This is a genomic window from Acinetobacter sp. KAM396, from assembly GCF_021602765.1.
Lineage (GTDB): Bacteria > Pseudomonadota > Gammaproteobacteria > Pseudomonadales > Moraxellaceae > Acinetobacter > Acinetobacter towneri_A.
Window position 1 is genome coordinate 1 of sequence record NZ_BPPH01000030.1, and the last position, 20886, is coordinate 20886.

The following is a 20886-nucleotide window of genomic DNA, read 5'->3' on the forward strand; positions in this document are numbered from 1 at the left end:
AAATATGAATGGTTTAATTAGGCAATATTTACCTAAAGGGATTGATTTAAATCAGGCAGATCAGCATTATTTAAATCAAGTTGCCATGTCACTGAATACTCGTCCTAGAAAGGCGTTAGATTGGCTTACACCATTAGAGAAATTTGCTCAGCTTGTTGATTATCATATGGCTTTTGAAACTGTCGCACCTCATGTTTGAATTCGCCCCATATTTTTGCTACAGTGAACCAAATTAAGATCATCTATTTACTAGGCCTCGCATTTGCGGGGTTTTTAATGCTGAATAAAAGGAAAACTTGATGGAATTGCCCAATATTATGCACCCGGTCGCGAAGCTGAGCACCGCATTAGCCGCTGCATTGATGCTGAGCGGGTGCATGCCCGGTGAAATCCGCCCGACGATTGGCCAGCAAATGGAAACTGGCGACCAACGGTTTGGCGATCTGGTTTTCCGCCAGCTCGCACCGAATGTCTGGCAGCACACTTCCTATCTCGACATGCCGGGTTTCGGGGCAGTCGCTTCCAACGGTTTGATCGTCAGGGATGGCGGCCGCGTGCTGGTGGTCGATACCGCCTGGACCGATGACCAGACCGCCCAGATCCTCAACTGGATCAAGCAGGAGATCAACCTGCCGGTCGCGCTGGCGGTGGTGACTCACGCGCATCAGGACAAGATGGGCGGTATGGACGCGCTGCATGCGGCGGGGATTGCGACTTATGCCAATGCGTTGTCGAACCAGCTTGCCCCGCAAGAGGGGATGGTTGCGGCGCAACACAGCCTGACTTTCGCCGCCAATGGCTGGGTCGAACCAGCAACCGCGCCCAACTTTGGCCCGCTCAAGGTATTTTACCCCGGCCCCGGCCACACCAGTGACAATATCACCGTTGGGATCGACGGCACCGACATCGCTTTTGGTGGCTGCCTGATCAAGGACAGCAAGGCCAAGTCGCTCGGCAATCTCGGTGATGCCGACACTGAGCACTACGCCGCGTCAGCGCGCGCGTTTGGTGCGGCGTTCCCCAAGGCCAGCATGATCGTGATGAGCCATTCCGCCCCCGATAGCCGCGCCGCAATCACTCATACGGCCCGCATGGCCGACAAGCTGCGCTGAGCCATGGCTGACCACGTCACCCCCAATCTGCCATCGCGCGATTTCGATGTGACAGAGGCGTTTTATGCGAAGCTGGGCTTTGCGACGAGTTGGAAGGATCGCGGCTGGATGATCCTGCAGCGCGGCGGTTTGCAGCTCGAATTCTTCCCCTATCCTGACCTCGACCCAGCTACGAGCTCGTTCGGCTGTTGCCTGCGGTTGGATGATCTCGATGCCATGGTGGCATTGGTGAACGCGGCGGGAGCCGAGGAAAAAAGCACCGGCTGGCCGCGCTTCAAAGCTCCGCAACTGGAGGCGAGCGGCCTGAGGATCGGCTACCTGATCGATCCCGACTGCACGCTGGTGCGGCTGATCCAGAACCCCGACTGACCGCATGCCCGCGAAAATCAAGATTTGCGGGATCAGCACACCCGAGGCGCTCGATGCGACCATCGCGGCGCGGGCGGACTATGCCGGGTTGGTGTTCTATCCAGCGTCGCCCCGTGCGGTTACGTCGAATGTCGCGGGCGCTTTGACATCGCGCGCAGCTGGCCAGATCGCCATGGTCGGTTTGTTCGTCGATGCGGATGATGCTGTCATCGCCGACGCACTGGTGGCAGCCAAGCTGAACGCGCTGCAGCTGCACGGTTCGGAATCGCCCGAACGCGTGGCCCAGTTGCGCGCGCGGTTTGGCAAGCCGGTGTGGAAGGCGCTGCCCGTCGCCAGCGCCAGCGATGTCGCACGCGCCGCAGCCTATGCCGGGGCGGCGGACTTGATCTTGTTCGACGCCAAGACCCCCAAAGGCGCGCTGCCCGGCGGCATGGGGTTGGCGTTCGACTGGTCGCTGCTGGCCGGATATCGCGGTGCCTTGCCGTGGGGGCTGGCAGGCGGGCTAAATCCGACGAATGTTGCCGAGGCGATTGCGCGCACCGGAGCGCCGCTGGTCGATACCTCCAGCGGCGTCGAAAGCGCGCCGGGCGTCAAGGATACCGACAAGATTACCAATTTCGCCTTTGCGGTGCGCTTGGCCTAAATCGCGTCGATCAATAGGCGTCGTTCAGCGCAAAGATCGGCTTGCGGGTGCGCCACTGCCCTCGGGTGAAGTCGGGAAAATCTAACGTGCGATTGCCCTCAGCAATCGATTGTTCCGACAGAGGCGTGATCGCGCTCCAGGCCAGCGCGTCGTAAATGTCGATTGGCATCGGGGCCTTGGCCTTCAGCGCCTCGACAAAAGCGTGGATCACGAACCAGTCCATCCCGCCATGCCCGGCCCCTGCCGCCAGATCGGCGTAGCGTTTCCATAGCGGGTGATCGTATTTCGCAAACCAGCCCTCGGCAGGCTCCCAGCGGTGCGGCTGTGGGCTCTTGCCCTCCAGATAGATCGACTTGTTGACGTCCATCCACAGCCCCTCGGTGCCTTGCACCCGAAAGCCGAGAGAATAGGGGCGCGGCAGCGAGGTGTCGTGGCACAGCATGATCGTTTCACCATTAGTGCAGCCGATCATGGTGTTGACCACATCACCCAGTGCGAATTTCACCTCGGCGTTGGGATGATCGGCAGAGCCGTTCTTGACGACATAATCATGCAGCCCGCGCGCCTTACAGCCGAAGCCGCCAGCGCCCGCTTCGCCCGGCAACGCGACCTTCAGGGTGCGGGTCTGCGGCGGGTAGCACACGCCGGCATCGGCGCAGCCCTGGTACTTCACGGTCAGGGTGGTCGCGCTCGCGCCGGCCGCGGGCGTGCCGGTGAGGGTGCCGAGCAATTCCTTGCGGTAGGTTTCGACGTCGCCGAAGAATTCGTCGCGGTAGGCCTTGCCCTTCGGCAGCGCCATGGTCGCGCCGGTGAAGGCGGCATCGGCCTTGACCGAGGTGCGGTGCCGGTACAGGTAATAGCCGTCGGCGATCCGCCAGCGCACCTCGATGCGGTCCGGCGCGGTGGCCTGCGCGGACAGGACGAAGACCTCGTCGACCGGCGGCAGTTCGAAGTCCTGGGCGACGGCCGAGGTCGCGGGCAGCGCAAGCAGCAGGGCGAGCCCGGCCAGCCAGCGGCGCAGGCGGATCGTGGATGCGGTCATTGGCTCAGTTTACCGGTCGGCTCTCGGCGGCCAGCCATTGCAGGTATTCGGGCAGGCCGGACGCGGCTTCGACCGCGAGCAGCTCCGGGAGTTCGTAGGGATGCAGTTGGCGCAGGCGTTCCTGCAGGGCGGGGTAGGCCTCGGCACTGGTCTTGACCAGCAGCAGGACCTCGGCCGCGGCCTCGACCTTGCGTTGCCAGCGATAGACCGAACGCAGGCCGGGCAGGAGGTTGACGCAGGCGGCCAGGCGCTCGGCCACCAGCGCGGTGGCGATGCGCTCGGCGCTGTCGGCGTCGGGACAGGTGCAGAAGCAGATCAGGGCGCTCACCGGCATAGGGTAGCGGCTGCCCCGATCCGGCGGGCCTGGCGGACATCCGCGTGCGGCCCTTGAAAGTCGGCGGGCCCGCCCCATCTCGGTGGCATGCCGGGTTCGCCCGGTTCTGTTGTCCGCGGTTTGGCACTCGCTTCGCGCGACTGCTAAAATCGCCGGGTTTTTCCACGTCAATCAACCATTTACCGAGGTTGCCATGTCCAATATCAAGCCGCTGCACGACCGCGTGGTCATCAAGCGCATGGAAGAAGAGAAGCTGTCCGCCGGCGGGATCGTGATCCCGGATTCGGCCACCGAGAAGCCGATCAAGGGCGAAGTCGTCGCCGTCGGCACCGGCAAGGTGCTGGACAACGGCCAGGTCCGCGCGCCGCAGGTCAAGGTCGGCGACAAGGTGCTGTTCGGCAAGTACAGCGGCACCGAAGTGAAGCTGGACGGCGTCGAGCTGCTGGTGGTGAAGGAAGACGACCTGTTCGCGATCCTCGGCTGATCGCGCGTCGCTCCCACACATTTCTCATCCGAATAATTTTTCGAGGTAATTCGCAATGGCTGCCAAGGACATTCGTTTCGGCGAAGACGCGCGCTCCAAGATGGTGCGCGGCGTCAACGTGCTCGCCAACGCCGTGAAGGCGACCCTCGGCCCGAAGGGCCGCAACGTCGTGCTGCAGAAGAGCTACGGCGCGCCGACCATCACCAAGGACGGCGTCTCCGTCGCCAAGGAAATCGAACTGGCTGACGCGTTCGAGAACATGGGCGCGCAGATGGTGAAGGAAGTCGCTTCCAAGACCTCCGACAACGCCGGCGACGGCACCACCACCGCCACCGTGCTGGCGCAGGCGTTCATCCGCGAGGGCATGAAGGCGGTCGCCGCCGGCATGAACCCGATGGACCTGAAGCGCGGCATCGACCAGGCGGTGAAGGCCGCGGTCGGCGAACTGAAGTCGCTGTCCAAGCCGTCGTCGACCAGCAAGGAAATCGCCCAGGTCGGCGCGATCTCCGCGAACTCGGATGCCAACATCGGCGACCTGATCGCGCAGGCGATGGACAAGGTCGGCAAGGAAGGCGTGATCACGGTCGAGGAAGGCAGCGGCCTGGACAACGAACTCGACGTGGTCGAGGGCATGCAGTTCGACCGCGGCTACCTGAGCCCGTACTTCGTCAACAACCAGCAGTCGATGTCGGCCGACCTGGATGATCCCTTCATCCTGCTGTACGACAAGAAGATCTCCAACGTGCGCGACCTGCTGCCCGTCCTCGAGGGCGTGGCCAAGGCCGGCAAGCCGCTGCTGATCGTGGCGGAGGAAGTCGAAGGCGAAGCGCTGGCGACCCTGGTGGTCAACACCATCCGCGGCATCGTCAAGGTCTGCGCGGTGAAGGCCCCGGGCTTCGGCGACCGTCGCAAGGCGATGCTGGAAGACATGGCGATCCTGACCGGCGGCGTGGTGATTTCCGAGGAAGTCGGCCTGTCGCTGGAGAAGGCCACCATCAAGGACCTCGGCCGCGCCAAGAAGATCCAGGTGTCGAAGGAAAACACCACCATCATCGATGGCGCCGGCGAAGGCGCGGGCATCGAGGCGCGCATCAAGCAGATCAAGGCGCAGATCGAGGAGACCTCCTCCGACTACGACCGCGAGAAGCTGCAGGAGCGCGTGGCCAAGCTGGCCGGCGGCGTTGCGGTGATCAAGGTCGGTGCCGCCACCGAAGTCGAGATGAAGGAAAAGAAGGCGCGCGTCGAAGACGCCCTGCACGCGACCCGTGCGGCCGTCGAGGAAGGCATCGTCCCGGGCGGCGGCGTCGCCCTGATCCGTGCCAAGGCGGCGATCGCCGGCATCAAGGGCGTGAACGAAGACCAGAACCACGGCATCCAGATCGCCCTGCGCGCGATGGAAGCCCCGCTGCGCGAGATCGTGACCAATGCCGGCGATGAGCCGTCGGTCATCCTCAACCGCGTGGTCGAAGGTTCGGGTGCGTTCGGCTACAACGCCGCCAACGGCGAGTTCGGCGACATGATCGAGTTCGGCATCCTGGACCCGACCAAGGTCACCCGCACCGCGCTGCAGAACGCCGCGTCGATCGCGGGCCTGATGATCACCACCGAAGCGATGGTGGCCGAGGCCCCGAAGAAGGACGAGCCGGCGATGCCGGCCGGCGGCGGCATGGGCGGCATGGGCGGCATGGATTTCTAAGCCCCGCGATCCATCAAGCAAGACCACAAAGCCCGGCCTCGTGCCGGGCTTTGTGCGTTCTGGCGTCCGAGGCGGGAGACTTCCTACCCGCCCCGCGGCAATGTCTGACGCGAAGATCAGAAAACGCCGATATGAACGCGTGCTCGCGGGCGCAACCCTGAGCAGCCGTCCCTGCAACGGAGCGCTGCGTGCCGCGCCTGACCGCACCCCGGCGGCAGGCCGAGGTGTGCGCGCCACTGCCGGCCGCCCACGCCGCTGCGCGTTACGCGCGCCACCTGCCCGAGCGCACGCTGCTGTACGCGCTAGTGCAGGCGCACTACCCGGACTTCATCGCGCGTCTTGAGGCCGAAGACCGCCCGCTGCCCGAGTATGTGCGCGAGGAGTTCGAGACCTACCTGCGCTGCGGCGTGCTCGAGCACGGCTTCCTGCGCGTGGTCTGCGAGCACTGTCGTGCCGAGAGGCTGGTGGCGTATTCCTGCAAGAAGCGCGGGCTGTGCCCGAGCTGCGGCGCACGGCGCATGGCCGAGTCGGCGCGGCATCTGGTGGACGAGGTGTTCGGCCCGCGGCCGGTGCGGCAATGGGTGCTGAGTTTCCCGTACCCGTTGCGCTTCCTGTTCGCCAGCAAGCCTGAGGCGATCGGCCCGGTGCTGGGCATCGTGCATCGTGTGATCGCCGGTTGGCTTGCCGATCAGGCCGGCGTGCCGCGGGATACGGCGCAATGCGGCGTGGTGACCCTGATCCAGCGCTTCGGCAGCGCGCTGAATCTCAACATCCACTTCCACATGCTGTGGCTCGACGGCGTGTACGAGGACACCACCGAGCGTCCGCAGCGCAAGCCGCGCCTGCACCGCACCCGTGCGCCCACATCGGCGCAACTGACGGAACTGGCCAACACCATCGCGCATCGCGTGTGCCGGCACCTGTCGCGCCGCGGCTGGCTCGAAGGCGAAGACGAATCCGTGTTCCTGTCCGACAGCGCGGGTAGCGACGACGGCATGGATGGGCTGCGGATGAGTTCGATGACCTACCGCATCGCCACCGGTCGCGACGCTGGCCGCAAGGTCGTCACGCTGCAAACGCTGCCTGGCGACGCCGGTCCGCTGGAGGGCGACGCCGGCAAGGTCGGCGGCTTCTCGCTGCATGCCGGCGTGGCCGCGGAAGCACACGAAAGCCACAAGCTCGAAAAGCTGTGCCGCTACATCACGCGCCCGGCGATCAGCGAGCAGCGGCTATCGATCTCGCCACAGGGCAGGGTGCGTTACCAGCTCAAGACGCCGTGGCGCAATGGCACCACGCATGTCGAATGGGATGCGGTGGACTTCATCGCCAAGCTGGCGGCACTGGTCCCGCCGCCACGCGCGCATCTCACCCGCTTCCACGGCGTATTCGCCCCGAATGCAAACCTGCGCGCGCAGCTGACGCCCTCGGGGCGCGGCAGGCGGCCTGCGGGCGATGCGGCGCCAGTGGACGTCAGCGCCCACGACGAGCCGCGCAGCCCCGAGCAGAAGCGCCGTGCGATGAGCTGGGCGCAACGGCTCAAGCGGGTCTTTTCCATCGACATCACCACCTGCGCCCACTGCGGCGGCGCGGTGCGGATCGTCGCCAGCATCGAAGACCCCAAGGCCATTCGCGCCATCCTCGCCCACTTCGAGAAACACGGCGCGCTGGAGCAAGCGCACTACCGGCCCGCAGCGCGCGCCCCGCCGCCCGCCGCGTGATGAGGCGCCGGCCACACAGCCGGCAGCCAAGCCAGAGTCCGATCCGATGCGGCCACGACCCCGCAGGGCTGCGCTCGGCCCTGTGCCGGGATTCGGTGAGAAATGGCTACGCACTGAGCCGCTGCGTGGCCCCGCGATGTCGAAAACCCACGCATGAACCCCCGATCTGTGCCCGATCTGTGCCCAAAGCGGCGCTTGCGCGGCCGCTTCCTACCCGCCAGACTCGCCAAAAAGGGCGGTTGAACTTCCTATACCCATATCCCACTTTAGGTTTGGCAGCACCTTTTCAATCAGGTGGTTGTTTACACCAATCCAGCTATTGGCCAATTGAATATTGGTTTCGTCTACTTTTTTTGATTTTTTAAACAGCTTGGTAAAACCGAGTGCCAAAACAGGGGGACCATGTAAAAACGTGCTTCCTGTAATGACTGAACCAACTGTGAGTCCTTTACTGACTTTTTGCAATAAGGATGCTTTTTTATGAGCAGTAGACATAAATCTAACCTTGAGTGTAGAGATTTAAAAAAATGTTCCAACTATAAACAACGGAAATTGAAATACAATTGTATATTTGAAGATGTTGACATTTTTTATGGATTTACCCATTTTCTGCAATTTTAATCCACTTTATCATAAGTGAAGCATTGGTATTTGGTGTATAAAGTTCTTAAAAACTTTTATTGAAACATATATCTCATGTTTTTAGAAATCCGATAAATTGAAAACAATGGAGCTTCTGTTGAGAATAGTCGCTCTAATCTATTATCATTGATTAGGTCATCTAACTTAGGAGACATTAATTATTCTTGAGCATTATTTTAATTTGAAAACCGCCATTAATGGCGGTTTTGTATCGTACCAGCTAAACAATCTTATAATCGTGATTTAGCTCACCGTTAAAATATTTCAAATTATTAGTTTTAAAACGTCGGTCTTCTTGAAAAGCCTTACTCTTTTATCTGTTTTTCCAAAATAGTAAGGTTTTATAAAACCTTGAGTTTGTAAGTTGGTAATATGTGAGTGACGCATATTTAGAATTGCACTTGCTTCAGCACCAGTAACATATTCCTGTTTTAGCTCTAAAACAGCTGTTAGTTCCTTCTTACTTACAAGTTTCCAATAAACTAGATTTTCAATGTTTAAGAAACCTGTTTCACACCAATATTTTTGCATCCAATTGATAGGGCAATTTAATTGATTTGTTGCATCTAGATAGGAAATATAATCCTCGCTATCGAGCTTCTTCTTAAGATTTAATAGCGAGCAAGCTTGGATTTGAACTGATAAAGGGTTTTTCTTATCTTTGTTAAGAATTCCTTTTTGAACAAGTACTGCAACTTTATTTGGGCTAATTTTTAAAAGTGTAGCTGCATCTCTTAGCGAGTAATAATTCAAACTGGTAGTTAAAGATCCTAGCGTATCTTTTCGCCTACCAGTACGTGTGGGATAGTGTTGAATTGAGTTTAAATCATTTGAATTAATATCTTGAACATCGTTTTTTAAAAAAATATTAATTGGGGTCGAATCAATATGAGGTCCATGAACGGGCGTTATACCTATTGATTCTAATTTCTCCACAAGATTTGTAGGGTTTACTCTAAATTGTTTAGCCAACGTTGCAACTAGCATGTATTTGCTTTGGAATGTATGAACTTTTTTTTTGAGTACATTTGGGGCTTATCTGCAATTTGAACGTTTTTGTCTACATCAAACCATCCATTATTTGCCAGTTTCCTTGCTGTTTCATAATTGATTTCTAAAGTTTTAGAAATCTCTTTTAAGTCAATGCAATCATTACAGATAGTTACTGTATCTAGTATTTCGAATGTAGGTTGATCCACATTGTTTAAGCCCATAATAAAGCGCTCAATATCTAAACTTGAGATATTTCCATGATAAAGCTCTTTATTTCCAAACTTCAAATAGTCACTTTCTATCAATTTCTCAAGCTCGAAACGAGAAACCTTCAAAACACGTTTTATCTGATAATTGCTAAGTTTTCTAGAAATACTTTTTTCGCTAATTTTGTATTCGTAAGCATTTTCTTCTACAGTTTGAATGTGCTGTTTGAAAAATCGTTCATACTTTAAAAAAGGTAATAGTTGAATCCTTGGGTGAGAGTAATCACGACGTGAATGGATACATGAGCTTAGTTTGAGTACTGAAGTTTCAGGACTCTGAAAATATTCATAGACATAAAGAGAGACCTTTAAGTCTGTATTAGATCCATCAAATTCAAAAAATTCATTGAAGGCTTTCCAGCAAGCTGTGAACTCTTTAAACAGTTTATTGGAGTTATTATTTAGAACGTCAATAAACCAATAAATTGTTTCAAGAGACGTTGCTTCTCTGGTGGGAGCTTTATCCAGTTCATAACCACAGCACGAGCAGTTTTTTACACTCGCTTTTAATGTGATAGGATTGTCACAATTGGGACAAGAATCGATTAAAAAACAAGAATGAGTTGGGCATGCATAAATTGGTTTGAGCATCCATAATTTTTTTAAATACGCATTTTCAGCAAGGCAAATAGGACAGTAGCGTATGTTATCTAATACAAGCAATTCATGATCCACTTCAATAGCACCTATTATTCTAGGTGATCTATTTGTAGGACCTGATCTTTCAAATGCTAGGTATGAGTAATCACTATTTATATTTAAAGCATTTAAAACTAAGCTAAAGCGAACATCGTCTACAAGATGGTAATTGAGTGATTCCTTAATGATAGATTGATAATTAACTTTACCGACTAAATTAAAGATTGAACTATGTGCATTAAGTTTGGCGGTTCTTAGTAGGAAGCTGATTGGTGATTCATCTTCATAAGGAATTGCTTGGATTAAAAGAGTATTTTGCATAATTATATTTATTTCATGAGTGAGATAATTTGAGACATATTCATTTCGAAGGGATTTTTACTTTGTTTGCTAATGTATATCGTGATACCTAATTTCCAGGCATAACTGAAATCATTAGAGTTAATAACCTGCCGACCATCGTTTAAAGCATGCGTAATACTTTCTCTAATAAGGCTCATAATGTATGAGTGATAACCTTTCGTTGCTAATTGAATTTGCATGCCTACCAGTTGGCTATCTAAAGCTGGCATGAAGGTGATATTTTGCTTATCGAGAATTCTTGAAACTTCGGCAAGAAATGCAAACATACTTCCCCCCTGTGAGGGATCAACAGTTAATGGGTTTAGCTGGTAGATGAATTGAAATCTGCGTGCAATTTGGCTATCAATTTGAAGTAGTGGTACAAACTCAGGTAAACCAACTAAACAAAAACTGATTCCAGTTCTATTCACTAAGGTTTTAATCCAATTGCCTGTAGTTCGATTCATTCTTGTCGACGTCGGTTTACGCTCAAATAAATGGTGGAACTCATCTAAAAATATAAGCTTGGTTTCACATTGGGCAAGTAAATGAATAAGCCTACTTGTTAAGTATTCAGTCGTACCATATCCATTTTCACAAGTGATATCCCCCAGTTCTTTGAGCATCATTATGGCTAATGATTTCACTGTGGCAGGTGAGGGTACTTCTACATAACATGCTGGGATGATAGATTTTTTATGATCCTTTTCAGTTTTTTCTGAACGTGGCATCAAGCTTAAGATTGCTTTGCATAAAGTTGTTTTTCCTAATCCTCCTTCTGCCAGCAGCATGCTTCCAACTGGTTCACTATAAGAAATACTTCTTTTGACACAATCTTGTATACCAGTAAAAGCTGCCATAAATTCATTTGAGGTAATGACAATATTGTTAATAGATCGAATCCGTTCAAATCGGTTGTCAAATTTTTCCATGTTTCAATACCTCCAAAGAACCAAACTGATCAATTGAAGTAGGTGTATTTATAGTGGAAATAGATTGTTCAGAAATATCCTTTTCCTTCGAAAGAAGTTGTTCTTCAACTCTTTGTAGCTGCTTGGGAAGCTCTAGTGTAAGTGGTTTTAACCTTGGCTTTTTTCTGACAAGATTGGTTTGAATTTCGTGCATAAGTTTGTATAAATAATATAAATCGGACATTGGACCGATCTTTTTTATATCTAATTGTGACTGATTTTTCTTAAGTTTTTGAACTTCTAAATGGGTTACACGAGTCAATCCAAATGTATAGTCTTGATTAGTTGAGTCCGCTTGAATGACGACATCTTTATTGTTGGGATTAATGATAAAAACTTCATTCAAATTTAAGTCATCAACAAGCACAGTAACGGTCTTTATGCCTTGTGCTTGTAAAGTAGTAAGTGCATGAGAAAAATAACTGATATTGTCCACTCGGACTTGACCGTGATTAATACTTCTTTCAATAGGCCTACGACAGAGAATTTTGGCATCTATTTCTGTTAGAAAACTAGGCTGGATATCTTCAATAGCATCTTGCCACATGATGATGGGTGAGCGTCCTGTCGTGTGATGGATAGATTGGTGATAGACCTCATTAATCCATCTGCTTATATATTCTCTTAGTTGCTCCAAAGTTAATTGTGCATTTTTACTGGAATTATATTCACCTCTTTCTGTTGGGTTGGAGAAGGTTGTACCAGGTAGCTTTTGAAGAATTCCATGTGTCAGCGTGCTAAAAAAACGTTCAATGTGCGGTTTGTTATTAGGCGTACCAACTTGAGAAGGAGTTAGAGTAATTTTCAGTTGTTCACAAACTCTTGCGAGAGCATTATTTTTAAATTCCACACCATTATCTGGAATGATGATGCTTGGAATTCCTCCTGGTAGCTTTTGGTTCGGCCGAGTAATCATGTCTTTAATTACTTCTAATGTTGTTGCAGCACTAGGTGGGTACATATTGATATAAGATCCAACAATTGTTCTTGAGTAAACATCAATTGCACATGCTAGAAAAGGCCGCCCTAAAGCAGTTTTTGTTTTTGGGTCTATAACAATAATGTCGAGATAGTGCGTATCAATTTCGACCATGTACATAGCAAAAGGACTAATAATACTTTTACCCGCTGCTTGAAATTTTTTCTTTGCTATTCGAGAGCCTTTTTTTACTTTCAGTTCAATAAATGGATCTAATTTCTTGATATATCGTTGAATACATCTGCGTGTTGGTAAACTATCTAATGGGATGCCTTGCTCTATGAACTGACCAAGCATATGGGCTTGGACATCTTTACTACTTCTGTATTCTGGTTTTAGATATACCTCATTAATAGCTTGATTTAGAATTTGATAAATTTCTGGACTGAACCGCAAAGTGAAATTGCCTTTCGATTTATGTTTTAAGCTGAGCTTGTTATCCAAAGCAGACTTATATTGAGCTATCCATCTCGCAACAGTGCGGCTAGAAGGTGGGTTAGGGTCTTGGATTTCAGCAGATATGTGGTGTATTAATTGTGAAAGTAAATTATTACTCGTTGGGTATTGTAATAGCTGCAAGGCGCTTATTACATAACGTTCTCTTCGATGAATCGCAATACTATGTTTGGGGTTAATCATCAGTTTATCTGGTGCGAAGACACATAAAATTTCACCTGATGTATACCGGCTTTCAAACTCATTTGGGGATATCGAAAATGATTTACCCCCCGCAATAGCTGCATAACGTATAGCGTTATAGGTTACAGAACCGATTTCAAAAATATAATCAGGATGTTCTTTAAAATAAAAACGAAAACCTGGCTGGGGAATAAAAAGAGCATTATTCATGTTAATGAGCCTCTCTTATTTCTTTTTTGACTCCGCCAATCTTTATTCTTTGATGAAAAAATAGATAATCTGCTAGTTCTTGTTTAAGACCAATTGATTCAAGTGTTTTATAGGCTTGCGTTGAGTTATCAAATTCTTTGAGCTTTAACTGGTCTAAAGCGTAATTAATTTCGAAAGTATTCCAGTTGTATTGATGTCCTCTTTGATACCAATAAAGCAACTGAGAAATCTCTGATTCATTAGGTAAATTTCTGTGATCTATTAACTTAAAAGTAATATCAATTGAGTGGAGTAGATCGGAAAGTATTGCAAAGCGGTTTAAGTCATCAGTTGATAATGATGCTATGGATGGTTTGACTTCGTGAACTTCATAATCACCTTTTTGGGTTTGAACTAAAAAATCTGGAAAACAATACTGTTCATTGATCAGTAAAATTTTTAATGCTTGTGAGCGATATTTTAAGACATTTGGATCTTGTTCTAACGATAGTGCATGAGCAAGTTCAAGTCGGCTTTCTAATGGTATTGCTCCACAACACTTTTCACTAGGGAAGAGAGAGGTTCGACGACCAAATGCTCCTTGGTGGATCTTACGTTGCCCATGAAGTGTAGCTGCTACATTTGCTGTTGATTCAAAGGCAATCCTAATTTGTTTCAAGATATTGGTTTGAATATCAGTTTTTGAAAAAACTGTTTTATAAGACATATCGGTTCATCCATAAGTAATTCTATTCTCAATAGACATTTGAGAATGAGCTAATCTGTACTATTGCGATCGAATAGCACTTACTTGACTGGTGACGATACAGAGAAGATACTATGATTCTCACGTCTTTATATTCTTCTATATAAAGTCACCAACGGATCCTTTTAAGGTCCGTTTTTTATTGAATTTTTCTCTATTTTTTCATAATTACTCCAAGAGTATTTTTAAGTATGAGAAATTTGATGGTTCATGAAAAAGACGTATTAATAATTTCACACAACTATCAATCATCTTTAATTCTCAATTTAACTGCGATTTTGTGACTCTCTCCTCGAATAGGAAGTCTATTCATTTTCAAGACTCTATATACCAATTCTGTTGAAAAGTTATTCTCCTTAGCCCAATCCGAAAAGGATATTCCTTTCTTTTGAAATTCTGTCTTAACTTGCTCAATAGATTTAGCCATAGCGTTGAAATTTGTAAGATATAGGAGGAAATTTAGTTTCAAAAAAAAATTAAATCAAGTTATTTTTTTTAATTAATTTGTTGTTTTTTAAGTAAATATTTTTGAAAAATATTATCTTATTTATTTTCGTAATATTTTTAAAATATTATCTAAAATCTTTAATTTCTCTCTTTTTTCTTCTCCGTATAAATCAATTTTTTGATCTAAATTTATAAATTCTGAATTAAGTTCAGGATATTTTAATACGAGTTCATGCAAGTACTCTTTTTGAGTGTTTAAGCTAATTATGTTTTTGTTTATTAAACTTTTTTCAAGTTCTATAACCTTTTTTAAGCGGCTATTTAAAAAATGATTTCTATTCTGTTTCAGTTTTTCAGTTTCACTATAAAGGAATATACGACTGTTACTTTCTGACCTTTTAAAACTCAAGAATCCATGACGCAATAATGTTCTTAAAGATGCATATATATGCGATGCATGAATGGTAGAATTTTTTCCTTTAAGATTTTTTATTTTTTTTAAAAACATTTTCGCTTCCCATTCATGGATTTCATTTTGAAGAAAAACTTTTTCAAACTTTTCTGTATGTGGAAGATAAAATTGAAACATAGCTATTAAATCTTTTTGATAAAAAAGAGGATTATAGTCCGCGGATATATAGTCCTCAATTGATGATATTTCTCTTTTGAGCAATTAGTTACAAATGTCAGAATTATCAGTAGCAATCGGTCAATTAATCCGCAATAGACGAACACAACAAAAATTAACTCAGGAATCCCTTGCTCTTCAATGTGGGATAGATCGTAGTTATATGGGACGTATTGAACGTGGCGAGGTTAATCTCACTGTTGAAAAAATTTATGAAATTGCTTTTGTGTTGAAAATTAGTGCCAAAGATTTAGGGTGTGTTGACACTTTTAGCTTAAAAAAATAGCGAAGTAGTAAAATCAAATCGCCGAACCCAATTTTACTATTCGCTATGCCTCGTACCATGCTGACAGATCAACACTGGCAAAAGTTGAAAGTTATTCTGCGTAATTTATCCATTCACCACAACTCAAATTTACGCAATTTTATTGAAGCTATTCTCTATAGAATTAGAACAGGCTGTCCGTGGCGAGATATTCCTTGTTGTTTTGGTCATTCAAACTCTATTTTCAAACGTTTTAATCGTTGGTCAAGCAGCGGTAAGTTACTTAGATTATTCAAATTACTAGCCTCATGCCCCGATATGGAGTGGATTTTTATTGATGGCTCTCATGTACGTGCTCATCAACATTCTGCTGGCATAGCGAATCAATCTATTTCTAAAAGTGTAGGAGGAAACTCCTCAAAAATACATTTGATTGTTGATGCACATGGCAATCCTATTGATTTCATGATTACCGATGGAACCACACATGATGTTAAAGTTGCACCTGATTTAATATCAACATTAGATTTAAAAGAGACAAAAGTGGTATGTGCAGATAAAGGCTATGATTCAGAACCACTGCGTGAACAGATCAGGAAAACAGGGACTAAAGCGAATATACCAAAGAAAACAAATAGCCAATCGAACAATGACCATATGGACTGGTATTTATATAAAATCAGGCATTTAGTTGAAAATATGTTTTGTAGATTAAAGCAATTTAGAGGAATAGCTACTCGATATGACAAGCTCAAAAGAAATTATCAAAGTTCTGTTGCTTTAGCCTGTATATTTTTATGGCTACCTTTATAGGGTTAATTATGAACAGTAAATGTCAACAGACCCTAGTTACACTTATCCAAATAGTACGACGGTGGCATTGAATACTGAAACGACATATGACTGGAATGCAGAAGAAGCCACAGTTCCTGTCAACTTGACTGTGACCAAAGTGATTCGCCTAAATGGTCAGGCCATTAGTGTGGGCGGTGGTGCTCGATATTGGGTTGATGATACTGACGGCAGCCCGAAAGGTTGGGGGGCACGTTTGGTCGCATCCTTTGTTTTCCCGAAATAATCAATTGAGTCTGTATTGATTAGAGTGACATTCAATGGATTTAAACTATATGCTTGAATTCGTTGGGTACTTTTTATTTAACGAAGTAGCAAAACCAGAAGTCATACAATATGGCTTCGACTTTTGTCTCTTAACTCGGTTGGAGGAACGCCAAACCAGCTTTTAAAGTTGCGACTGAAAATAGATAATTCTGCATAGCCCAACTGTAGAGCAATATCTGTCAAATTCACATTGCCTGCATCAAGCATACGAAGCGCTTCTTTTTTTCGGACATTTTCGAGTATATCTCGATAGGTTGTTCCTTGCATTTTTAAAGCGCGCTGAAGCTTTTTCGGATGCATTCCCATACAGAGTGCGATATTTTCAATGCTGCAGTCTCCTGTCGCCATCAGCATGCGGACTGAACTCTCTATCAGTGCGGTATTGTCTTCAGTTTTGGTGCTGCTTTGTGTTTCAAGCTGCTGTACGATTAGTTGATTAATGGCATCTTCATTAAAATTATAGGGTTTATAGCTTAAAAAGCTTGCGGGAAAATAAAGCGCATCCTCATCGGTTTCAAATTCCACTGGACAGGAAAAATGTGCTTGGAAAGTTTGAGCTCCTTTTTGTGGTGCTTTTTGCTTGAAGCAAATTTTTTCTGCATGCCACTGTGGGCCAATCAAATCTTTTAAAATATTCGCGACAAGGCAAATGGCCAGTTGTGATTTTTGTGGTACATCGGTGTTGTATTCACTTAAACGCACAAAGTTCAGCTTACAGAACAGAGCATTATGTTGCGAGACGTGAAAGACAACGCCTTCAGCATGTAAATAGACATACTTTTGCGCCACGCTTAAGGCTTCAAGTATGCTCGTTTGTCGGGACATATAGACGCCAATCAAACCGATTGTGCTAATATTTTGGAGTGCGCCGAGTTTTAAACCGAAGCAGTCATCCTGACAGGCTAAGGCCGCTTTTTCCAATAAATTTAAATAATGATCATAATGAATAAATGAATCTGGATCGCGGAGTAAAGCAGGTAAAATCCCGATCTCTTTCAAGATTCCTATAGGGTTTATGCCATAACTACGGACTAAGTCTTCAAAACCGCCGAGGCTGGCTGCACGAATATAACTTCCCATTACAACATTCCGTGTTGTCCTAAAAGATCAATTTAGTGTCCTAAAAAGTCAAGCATAATTCAAGTCATTTGTTAAAGTAGGATAAGAGATTATCTCAACCAACATAGAAAAGAAGTATTGAATCACCATTTTTAGCCGTGAAAGGAAAAGCATATGCAACTTACGGTTCAGTCTCATATCGAGCAAACAGTGATAGAACAGACATTGCACGATTGTTTTCAATTACAGCGCAAAAGCTTTCATCAGCAAGGCATTGAAACGATTGAACAACGCAAGCAACATTTACTGAATTTAAAAGCATTGATTAACAATCACCGTGAAGCAATTATTGACGCCTTGAATCGTGATTATGGAAATCGTTCACGCCATGAAACCTTATTAGCAGAAATTATAACTGTCACGGATGACATAAACGGCAGCATCAAACACTTGAAACACTGGACCAAAGTACAAAAACGACATGTCGATCATAGCCTGTATTTTGGTGCAAAAAACCGTGTGATTCCGCAGCCGCTGGGGGTGATTGGAATTATTGTGCCGTGGAATTTCCCCATCAATTTGATGTTCTCGCAATTATCTGCTGTGTTTGCTGCGGGAAATACCGCTATGGTTAAAATGTCTGAAAATTCAAGACATTTGGCTGAATTACTGATTGAGTTAAGTCCCAAATACTTTAAAGCGGAAAAATTACAGATTTTCGATGAGACTGGTGAAGTAGGCATCGCATTTTCAAAATTGCCGTTTGACCACCTGATGTTTACTGGCTCTGGTGCGACAGGGCGTAAAGTCATGGCTGCTGCAGCACAGAACTTGACGCCAGTGACTTTGGAGTTGGGTGGTAAATCTCCTGCGGTGATTGATCCTGAATACCCTATTGAGAAAGCTGTAGAACGCATTATGTTTGTGAAACAGTTTAATGCGGGGCAAATTTGTACCAATGTCGATTATTTATTTGTACATGAGTCGAAGTTACAAGCTTTTATTCAAGCCGCGGCAGCGTGGGTTCAGGAACATGTGCCTGATATTCATAGCAAAGATTATACTTCTGTGATTGATGAGCGTGCATTTCAGCGCTTAGTGCATAGCTTGGCAGATGCTGAAGCCAAAGGGGCCAGTTTGATTAATTTAAATCAGCAAGAACCAGATGCTGCGACACGAAAATTTCCACTGACTTTGGTATTGAACAGTAATGATGAGATGGAAATTGATACGCGTGAAACCTTTGGTCCGATCTTGATGGTCAAAACCTACCAAAAGCCTGAAGAGGTAGTAGACTATATTGTGCAGCGTGATCGTCCATTGGCTTTTTATCCATTTAGTAATAACAAAAGTTTAATCGATTTTTATATCAGCAGAGTTATGTCGGGCGGGGTTTCGGTCAATGATGCCTTATTTCATGTCGGGCAGCATGACTTACCCTTTGGTGGAGTCGGTGCCAGCGGGATGGGGCACTATCATGGTTATGAAGGCTTTTTGACTTTTTCTAAAATGCGCCCTGTATTTTATCAGGCGGGTTTTTCGAGTTTGAAGTTTCTCGCGCCACCGTATGGAAAATTTGCCAATTGGCTGTTGAATTTATTGATTCGCATGAAGTCATAAGCGCTTAAATTTTAAAACCTCAACATCACTTTTCACTTCAAGATGGATATTTTGAAGTGAAGGAATTAGTGTATTTAAAAACAGAAAAATAAAACTATTAAAGGAGTTAATAGTATGAATAATAAAGATTTTGATTATGATCAAATCGTGATTGGCTCAGGCTTTGGTGGATCGGTCAGTGCTTTACGCCTCAGTGAAAAAGGCTATAAAGTCCTGATTTTGGAGAAAGGCTTACGCCGTGAAGACAAGGATTTTCCAACCACCAATTTAGACACAAAAAACTATTTGTGGCGACCTGAACTGGGATTCAGAGGTACGATGCAATTTACTTTCACCAGTAAAACCACCATTTTGCATGGGGTGGGCGTTGGTGGGGGCTCACAAATTTATGCCAATGTACATTTAATTCCACCTGATGCAGTTTTTGAGTCGGAGGCATGGACCAAGATTCGTAAAGACTGGAAAGACACCTTAAAGCCGTTTTATGGTCTCGCTCAACGTATGTTGGGTACAGCGAATAATACTTATACCAATATTGCAGACGACACGTTAAAAGAAGTTGCGAGTGAAATTGGATATGCAAATTCATTTAAAACGGTGAATACGGGGGTCTTCTTTTCGCAAGTAGCTGGTCAAGAAGGACAATTAGCGAAAGATCCGTATTTCAATGGAGATGGACCAGATCGTAACTCCTGTATTTATTGTGGCAGTTGTATGTTGGGCTGTCGTAATAATGCCAAAAACACCCTCATGAAGAATTACCTGTATTTTGCTGAACGTAATGGGGTAGAAATTCGTCCAAGTTCTGAAGTCCTCAAAATTATGCCATTGAGTGAGGATGGTGGTGAAGGCTATGAAATCATTATCAAAGAAACTTTAGGTAAGAATGTTCGTCAATATAGTTTGCGCAGTCGTGGGGTAGTGTTATCTGCAGGGGTGATGGGTACGGTACCGATGTTGTTAAAAATGCGGGATCAGTATAAGACTTTACCCAATATTTCTTCATTGCTGGGACAGGAAGTTCGGACGAACTCGGAAACTCTGACCACAGTGAACAACACAGATAAAAAACTGGATGATGGGGTAGCAATCAGCTCTTTTATTTCGGTCGATGCAGATACCAATATTGAGGTCACACGGTTCCCTGAAGGTGCGGATGCTTCATGGATTTATATTCCATACGTGCCGATGGTGACCGGTCAGGGCTTTATGCGCTTTATGAAGTTTGTGTTCAATACACTGTTACATCCCTTAAAAACCTTTAAAGTACTGCGTTATAAGGGTAAAGCCAAAGACTCTATCATTTTATTGGTGATGCAAAAGTCTGAAGCATTCATTCATTTTGAATGGCGTAGAAAGTGGTATCGACTGTTCAAAAATAGTATCACTGCTGTGCAAAAAGAAGGGGACACGCCACTCACCGTTTCATTCCCTGCGGCTGAAGAAGCCACTAAAATGATTGCACAAAAGTTAGGTGGAGAACCTGGTTCTGCACTTACTGAAATTCTACTGGGAACGCCAACGACAGCACATATTATGAGTGGTGTCGCGATGGGCAATGACAAGTCGAATGGCGTTGTGGACTTCACTGGTCAAGTCTTTGGTTATCAAAATTTACGCGTATTAGATGGTTCGATTGTACCTGGGAATTTAGGTGTGAATCCCTCACTAACCATTACCGCACTGTCTGAATTTGCGATGAGTCAAATCCCAGTGTTCTCCGCAGAGCGGGCAGCAAAGATTCAGCGTATTGAATTTAGTCAGCCTTTGGAGGGACAGGTGTCTGACTTGAAGGGTACTGGTGATTTAGCCAGTGCATTAAGCAATGCTTAAAAAAGTGGATATGGTTTGGGCTGGTGATGGTGATGGTGTCTAATACGGCAAATTAGACAGCCCAAGCAATACAATCTTGAGATCATTATCC

21 protein-coding genes and 2 pseudogenes are annotated in these 20886 nt (G+C 46.8%); 12 read left to right on the top strand and 11 right to left on the bottom strand.

Annotated features, from left to right (window positions below; genetic code table 11):
- From L6C30_RS11895 to L6C30_RS11910, 4 genes and pseudogenes are all read left to right on the top strand, one after another.
- A pseudogene (locus tag L6C30_RS11895) lies at nucleotides 1–199 on the top strand (IS30 family transposase); the annotation flags it as partial.
- Between the two features lie 100 nt (nucleotides 200–299).
- The gene (locus tag L6C30_RS11900; protein WP_004201164.1) at nucleotides 300–1112 is read left to right on the top strand and encodes a subclass B1 metallo-beta-lactamase NDM-1; all 813 of its coding nucleotides are present in this window, start codon (nucleotides 300–302) and stop codon (nucleotides 1110–1112) included.
- 3 nt (nucleotides 1113–1115) lie between these two features.
- Nucleotides 1116–1481: a bleomycin binding protein Ble-MBL gene (gene ble / locus L6C30_RS11905; RefSeq protein WP_004201167.1), complete on the top strand. Its 366-nt coding sequence runs from the start codon at nucleotides 1116–1118 to the stop codon at nucleotides 1479–1481.
- A gap of 4 nt (nucleotides 1482–1485) precedes the next feature.
- Nucleotides 1486–2124 (top strand): phosphoribosylanthranilate isomerase, encoded by a 639-nt coding sequence (locus L6C30_RS11910; RefSeq protein WP_004201168.1) that lies wholly within the window; start codon nucleotides 1486–1488, stop codon nucleotides 2122–2124.
- A gap of 10 nt (nucleotides 2125–2134) precedes the next feature.
- Here the strand turns inward: L6C30_RS11910 and L6C30_RS11915 are convergent, their stop codons facing one another.
- Together L6C30_RS11915 and cutA are read right to left on the bottom strand one after the other, a co-directional pair.
- Nucleotides 2135–3166, bottom strand: a complete 1032-nt coding sequence (locus L6C30_RS11915) for a protein-disulfide reductase DsbD domain-containing protein (RefSeq protein WP_004201169.1) — start codon at nucleotides 3164–3166, stop codon at nucleotides 2135–2137.
- Nucleotides 3167–3170: 4 nt separating this feature from the next.
- A complete protein-coding gene (gene cutA, locus L6C30_RS11920; RefSeq protein ID WP_004201171.1) occupies nucleotides 3171–3500 on the bottom strand; it encodes a divalent-cation tolerance protein CutA in 330 nt (109 codons plus the stop codon).
- A gap of 193 nt (nucleotides 3501–3693) precedes the next feature.
- Here cutA and groES point away from each other — a divergent pair, with 193 nt between their 5' ends.
- The 3 genes from groES to L6C30_RS11935 all read left to right on the top strand — a co-directional run bounded on the left by groES (nucleotide 3694) and on the right by L6C30_RS11935 (nucleotide 7398).
- Complete coding sequence (gene groES / locus L6C30_RS11925) at nucleotides 3694–3984, top strand: co-chaperone GroES (protein ID WP_004201172.1); 291 nt, start codon at nucleotides 3694–3696, stop codon at nucleotides 3982–3984.
- A 55-nt stretch (nucleotides 3985–4039) separates the two neighbouring features.
- Nucleotides 4040–5680: a chaperonin GroEL gene (gene groL / locus L6C30_RS11930; RefSeq protein ID WP_004201176.1), complete on the top strand. Its 1641-nt coding sequence runs from the start codon at nucleotides 4040–4042 to the stop codon at nucleotides 5678–5680.
- A 224-nt stretch (nucleotides 5681–5904) separates the two neighbouring features.
- Nucleotides 5905–7398, top strand: a complete 1494-nt coding sequence (locus L6C30_RS11935; protein ID WP_043907034.1) for an IS91 family transposase — start codon at nucleotides 5905–5907, stop codon at nucleotides 7396–7398.
- Nucleotides 7399–7647: 249 nt separating this feature from the next.
- On the opposite strand, the pseudogene L6C30_RS11940 reads toward L6C30_RS11935, so the two are convergent.
- The 8 genes and pseudogenes from L6C30_RS11940 to L6C30_RS11975 all read right to left on the bottom strand — a co-directional run.
- Nucleotides 7648–7893 (bottom strand): annotated as a pseudogene (locus tag L6C30_RS11940) (hypothetical protein); the annotation flags it as partial.
- A gap of 411 nt (nucleotides 7894–8304) precedes the next feature.
- Nucleotides 8305–9027 (bottom strand): hypothetical protein, encoded by a 723-nt coding sequence (locus tag L6C30_RS11945; RefSeq protein ID WP_228148565.1) that lies wholly within the window; start codon nucleotides 9025–9027, stop codon nucleotides 8305–8307.
- The gene (locus tag L6C30_RS11950; RefSeq protein WP_228148564.1) at nucleotides 9021–10259 is read right to left on the bottom strand and encodes a TniQ family protein; all 1239 of its coding nucleotides are present in this window, start codon (nucleotides 10257–10259) and stop codon (nucleotides 9021–9023) included. The genes L6C30_RS11945 and L6C30_RS11950 overlap by 7 nt, the downstream gene beginning before the upstream one ends.
- Before the next feature lie 8 nt (nucleotides 10260–10267).
- Nucleotides 10268–11212, bottom strand: a complete 945-nt coding sequence (locus L6C30_RS11955; RefSeq protein WP_178319611.1) for a TniB family NTP-binding protein — start codon at nucleotides 11210–11212, stop codon at nucleotides 10268–10270.
- Complete coding sequence (locus L6C30_RS11960; RefSeq protein WP_087662171.1) at nucleotides 11199–13079, bottom strand: Mu transposase C-terminal domain-containing protein; 1881 nt, start codon at nucleotides 13077–13079, stop codon at nucleotides 11199–11201. Before L6C30_RS11960 ends, L6C30_RS11955 begins: the two co-directional genes overlap by 14 nt.
- Nucleotide 13080: 1 nt before the next feature.
- The gene (locus L6C30_RS11965; protein WP_087662170.1) at nucleotides 13081–13785 is read right to left on the bottom strand and encodes a hypothetical protein; all 705 of its coding nucleotides are present in this window, start codon (nucleotides 13783–13785) and stop codon (nucleotides 13081–13083) included.
- A 283-nt stretch (nucleotides 13786–14068) separates the two neighbouring features.
- Complete coding sequence (locus L6C30_RS11970) at nucleotides 14069–14251, bottom strand: DNA-binding protein (protein ID WP_087662181.1); 183 nt, start codon at nucleotides 14249–14251, stop codon at nucleotides 14069–14071.
- Nucleotides 14252–14371: 120 nt separating this feature from the next.
- Nucleotides 14372–14860, bottom strand: a complete 489-nt coding sequence (locus tag L6C30_RS11975) for a hypothetical protein (RefSeq protein ID WP_143225370.1) — start codon at nucleotides 14858–14860, stop codon at nucleotides 14372–14374.
- Between the two features lie 94 nt (nucleotides 14861–14954).
- Here L6C30_RS11975 and L6C30_RS11980 point away from each other — a divergent pair, with 94 nt between their 5' ends.
- Genes L6C30_RS11980 through L6C30_RS11990 form a run of 3 tightly spaced genes read left to right on the top strand, consistent with a single transcriptional unit; the run spans nucleotide 14955 to nucleotide 16242 of the window.
- A complete protein-coding gene (locus tag L6C30_RS11980; RefSeq protein WP_087662168.1) occupies nucleotides 14955–15185 on the top strand; it encodes a helix-turn-helix domain-containing protein in 231 nt (76 codons plus the stop codon).
- Between the two features lie 45 nt (nucleotides 15186–15230).
- Nucleotides 15231–15977 (top strand): IS5-like element ISAba31 family transposase, encoded by a 747-nt coding sequence (locus L6C30_RS11985; RefSeq protein ID WP_004645384.1) that lies wholly within the window; start codon nucleotides 15231–15233, stop codon nucleotides 15975–15977.
- 19 nt (nucleotides 15978–15996) lie between these two features.
- Nucleotides 15997–16242 (top strand): hypothetical protein, encoded by a 246-nt coding sequence (locus L6C30_RS11990; RefSeq protein WP_052690212.1) that lies wholly within the window; start codon nucleotides 15997–15999, stop codon nucleotides 16240–16242.
- A 101-nt stretch (nucleotides 16243–16343) separates the two neighbouring features.
- On the opposite strand, the gene L6C30_RS11995 is transcribed toward L6C30_RS11990, so the two are convergent.
- Nucleotides 16344–17363, bottom strand: coding sequence for an AraC family transcriptional regulator (locus L6C30_RS11995; RefSeq protein ID WP_045796736.1), 1020 nt, complete (start codon nucleotides 17361–17363; stop codon nucleotides 16344–16346).
- A gap of 153 nt (nucleotides 17364–17516) precedes the next feature.
- Here L6C30_RS11995 and L6C30_RS12000 point away from each other — a divergent pair, with 153 nt between their 5' ends.
- On the top strand, nucleotides 17517–18962 hold the full coding sequence (locus L6C30_RS12000) for a coniferyl aldehyde dehydrogenase (protein WP_045796737.1): 1446 nt from the start codon (nucleotides 17517–17519) through the stop codon (nucleotides 18960–18962).
- Between the two features lie 114 nt (nucleotides 18963–19076).
- Entirely contained in the window at nucleotides 19077–20795 is a 1719-nt protein-coding gene (locus L6C30_RS12005; RefSeq protein ID WP_045796738.1) for a GMC oxidoreductase, read from the top strand.
- Nucleotides 20796–20886: the final 91 nt, after the last annotated feature.

Bases quoted from the DNA above. Each gene is read 5' to 3' on its own strand.
- L6C30_RS12005 (WP_045796738.1), top strand. From the start codon at position 19,077: ATGAATAATAAAGATTTTGATTATGATCAAATCGTGATTGGCTCAGGC.
- L6C30_RS11950 (WP_228148564.1), bottom strand. From the start codon at position 10,259: ATGCAAAATACTCTTTTAATCCAAGCAATTCCTTATGAAGATGAATCA.
- L6C30_RS11945 (WP_228148565.1), bottom strand. From the start codon at position 9,027: ATGCTAGTTGCAACGTTGGCTAAACAATTTAGAGTAAACCCTACAAAT.
- L6C30_RS11915 (WP_004201169.1), bottom strand. From the start codon at position 3,166: ATGACCGCATCCACGATCCGCCTGCGCCGCTGGCTGGCCGGGCTCGCC.
- L6C30_RS11960 (WP_087662171.1), bottom strand. From the start codon at position 13,079: ATGAATAATGCTCTTTTTATTCCCCAGCCAGGTTTTCGTTTTTATTTT.
- L6C30_RS11975 (WP_143225370.1), bottom strand. From the start codon at position 14,860: ATGTTTCAATTTTATCTTCCACATACAGAAAAGTTTGAAAAAGTTTTT.
- L6C30_RS11985 (WP_004645384.1), top strand. From the start codon at position 15,231: ATGCCTCGTACCATGCTGACAGATCAACACTGGCAAAAGTTGAAAGTT.
- L6C30_RS11990 (WP_052690212.1), top strand. From the start codon at position 15,997: ATGTCAACAGACCCTAGTTACACTTATCCAAATAGTACGACGGTGGCA.
- cutA (WP_004201171.1), bottom strand. From the start codon at position 3,500: ATGCCGGTGAGCGCCCTGATCTGCTTCTGCACCTGTCCCGACGCCGAC.
- L6C30_RS11970 (WP_087662181.1), bottom strand. From the start codon at position 14,251: ATGGCTAAATCTATTGAGCAAGTTAAGACAGAATTTCAAAAGAAAGGA.
- L6C30_RS11965 (WP_087662170.1), bottom strand. From the start codon at position 13,785: ATGTCTTATAAAACAGTTTTTTCAAAAACTGATATTCAAACCAATATC.
- L6C30_RS11910 (WP_004201168.1), top strand. From the start codon at position 1,486: ATGCCCGCGAAAATCAAGATTTGCGGGATCAGCACACCCGAGGCGCTC.
- L6C30_RS11955 (WP_178319611.1), bottom strand. From the start codon at position 11,212: ATGGAAAAATTTGACAACCGATTTGAACGGATTCGATCTATTAACAAT.
- L6C30_RS12000 (WP_045796737.1), top strand. From the start codon at position 17,517: ATGCAACTTACGGTTCAGTCTCATATCGAGCAAACAGTGATAGAACAG.
- L6C30_RS11900 (WP_004201164.1), top strand. From the start codon at position 300: ATGGAATTGCCCAATATTATGCACCCGGTCGCGAAGCTGAGCACCGCA.
- groL (WP_004201176.1), top strand. From the start codon at position 4,040: ATGGCTGCCAAGGACATTCGTTTCGGCGAAGACGCGCGCTCCAAGATG.
- groES (WP_004201172.1), top strand. From the start codon at position 3,694: ATGTCCAATATCAAGCCGCTGCACGACCGCGTGGTCATCAAGCGCATG.
- ble (WP_004201167.1), top strand. From the start codon at position 1,116: ATGGCTGACCACGTCACCCCCAATCTGCCATCGCGCGATTTCGATGTG.
- L6C30_RS11995 (WP_045796736.1), bottom strand. From the start codon at position 17,363: ATGGGAAGTTATATTCGTGCAGCCAGCCTCGGCGGTTTTGAAGACTTA.
- L6C30_RS11980 (WP_087662168.1), top strand. From the start codon at position 14,955: ATGTCAGAATTATCAGTAGCAATCGGTCAATTAATCCGCAATAGACGA.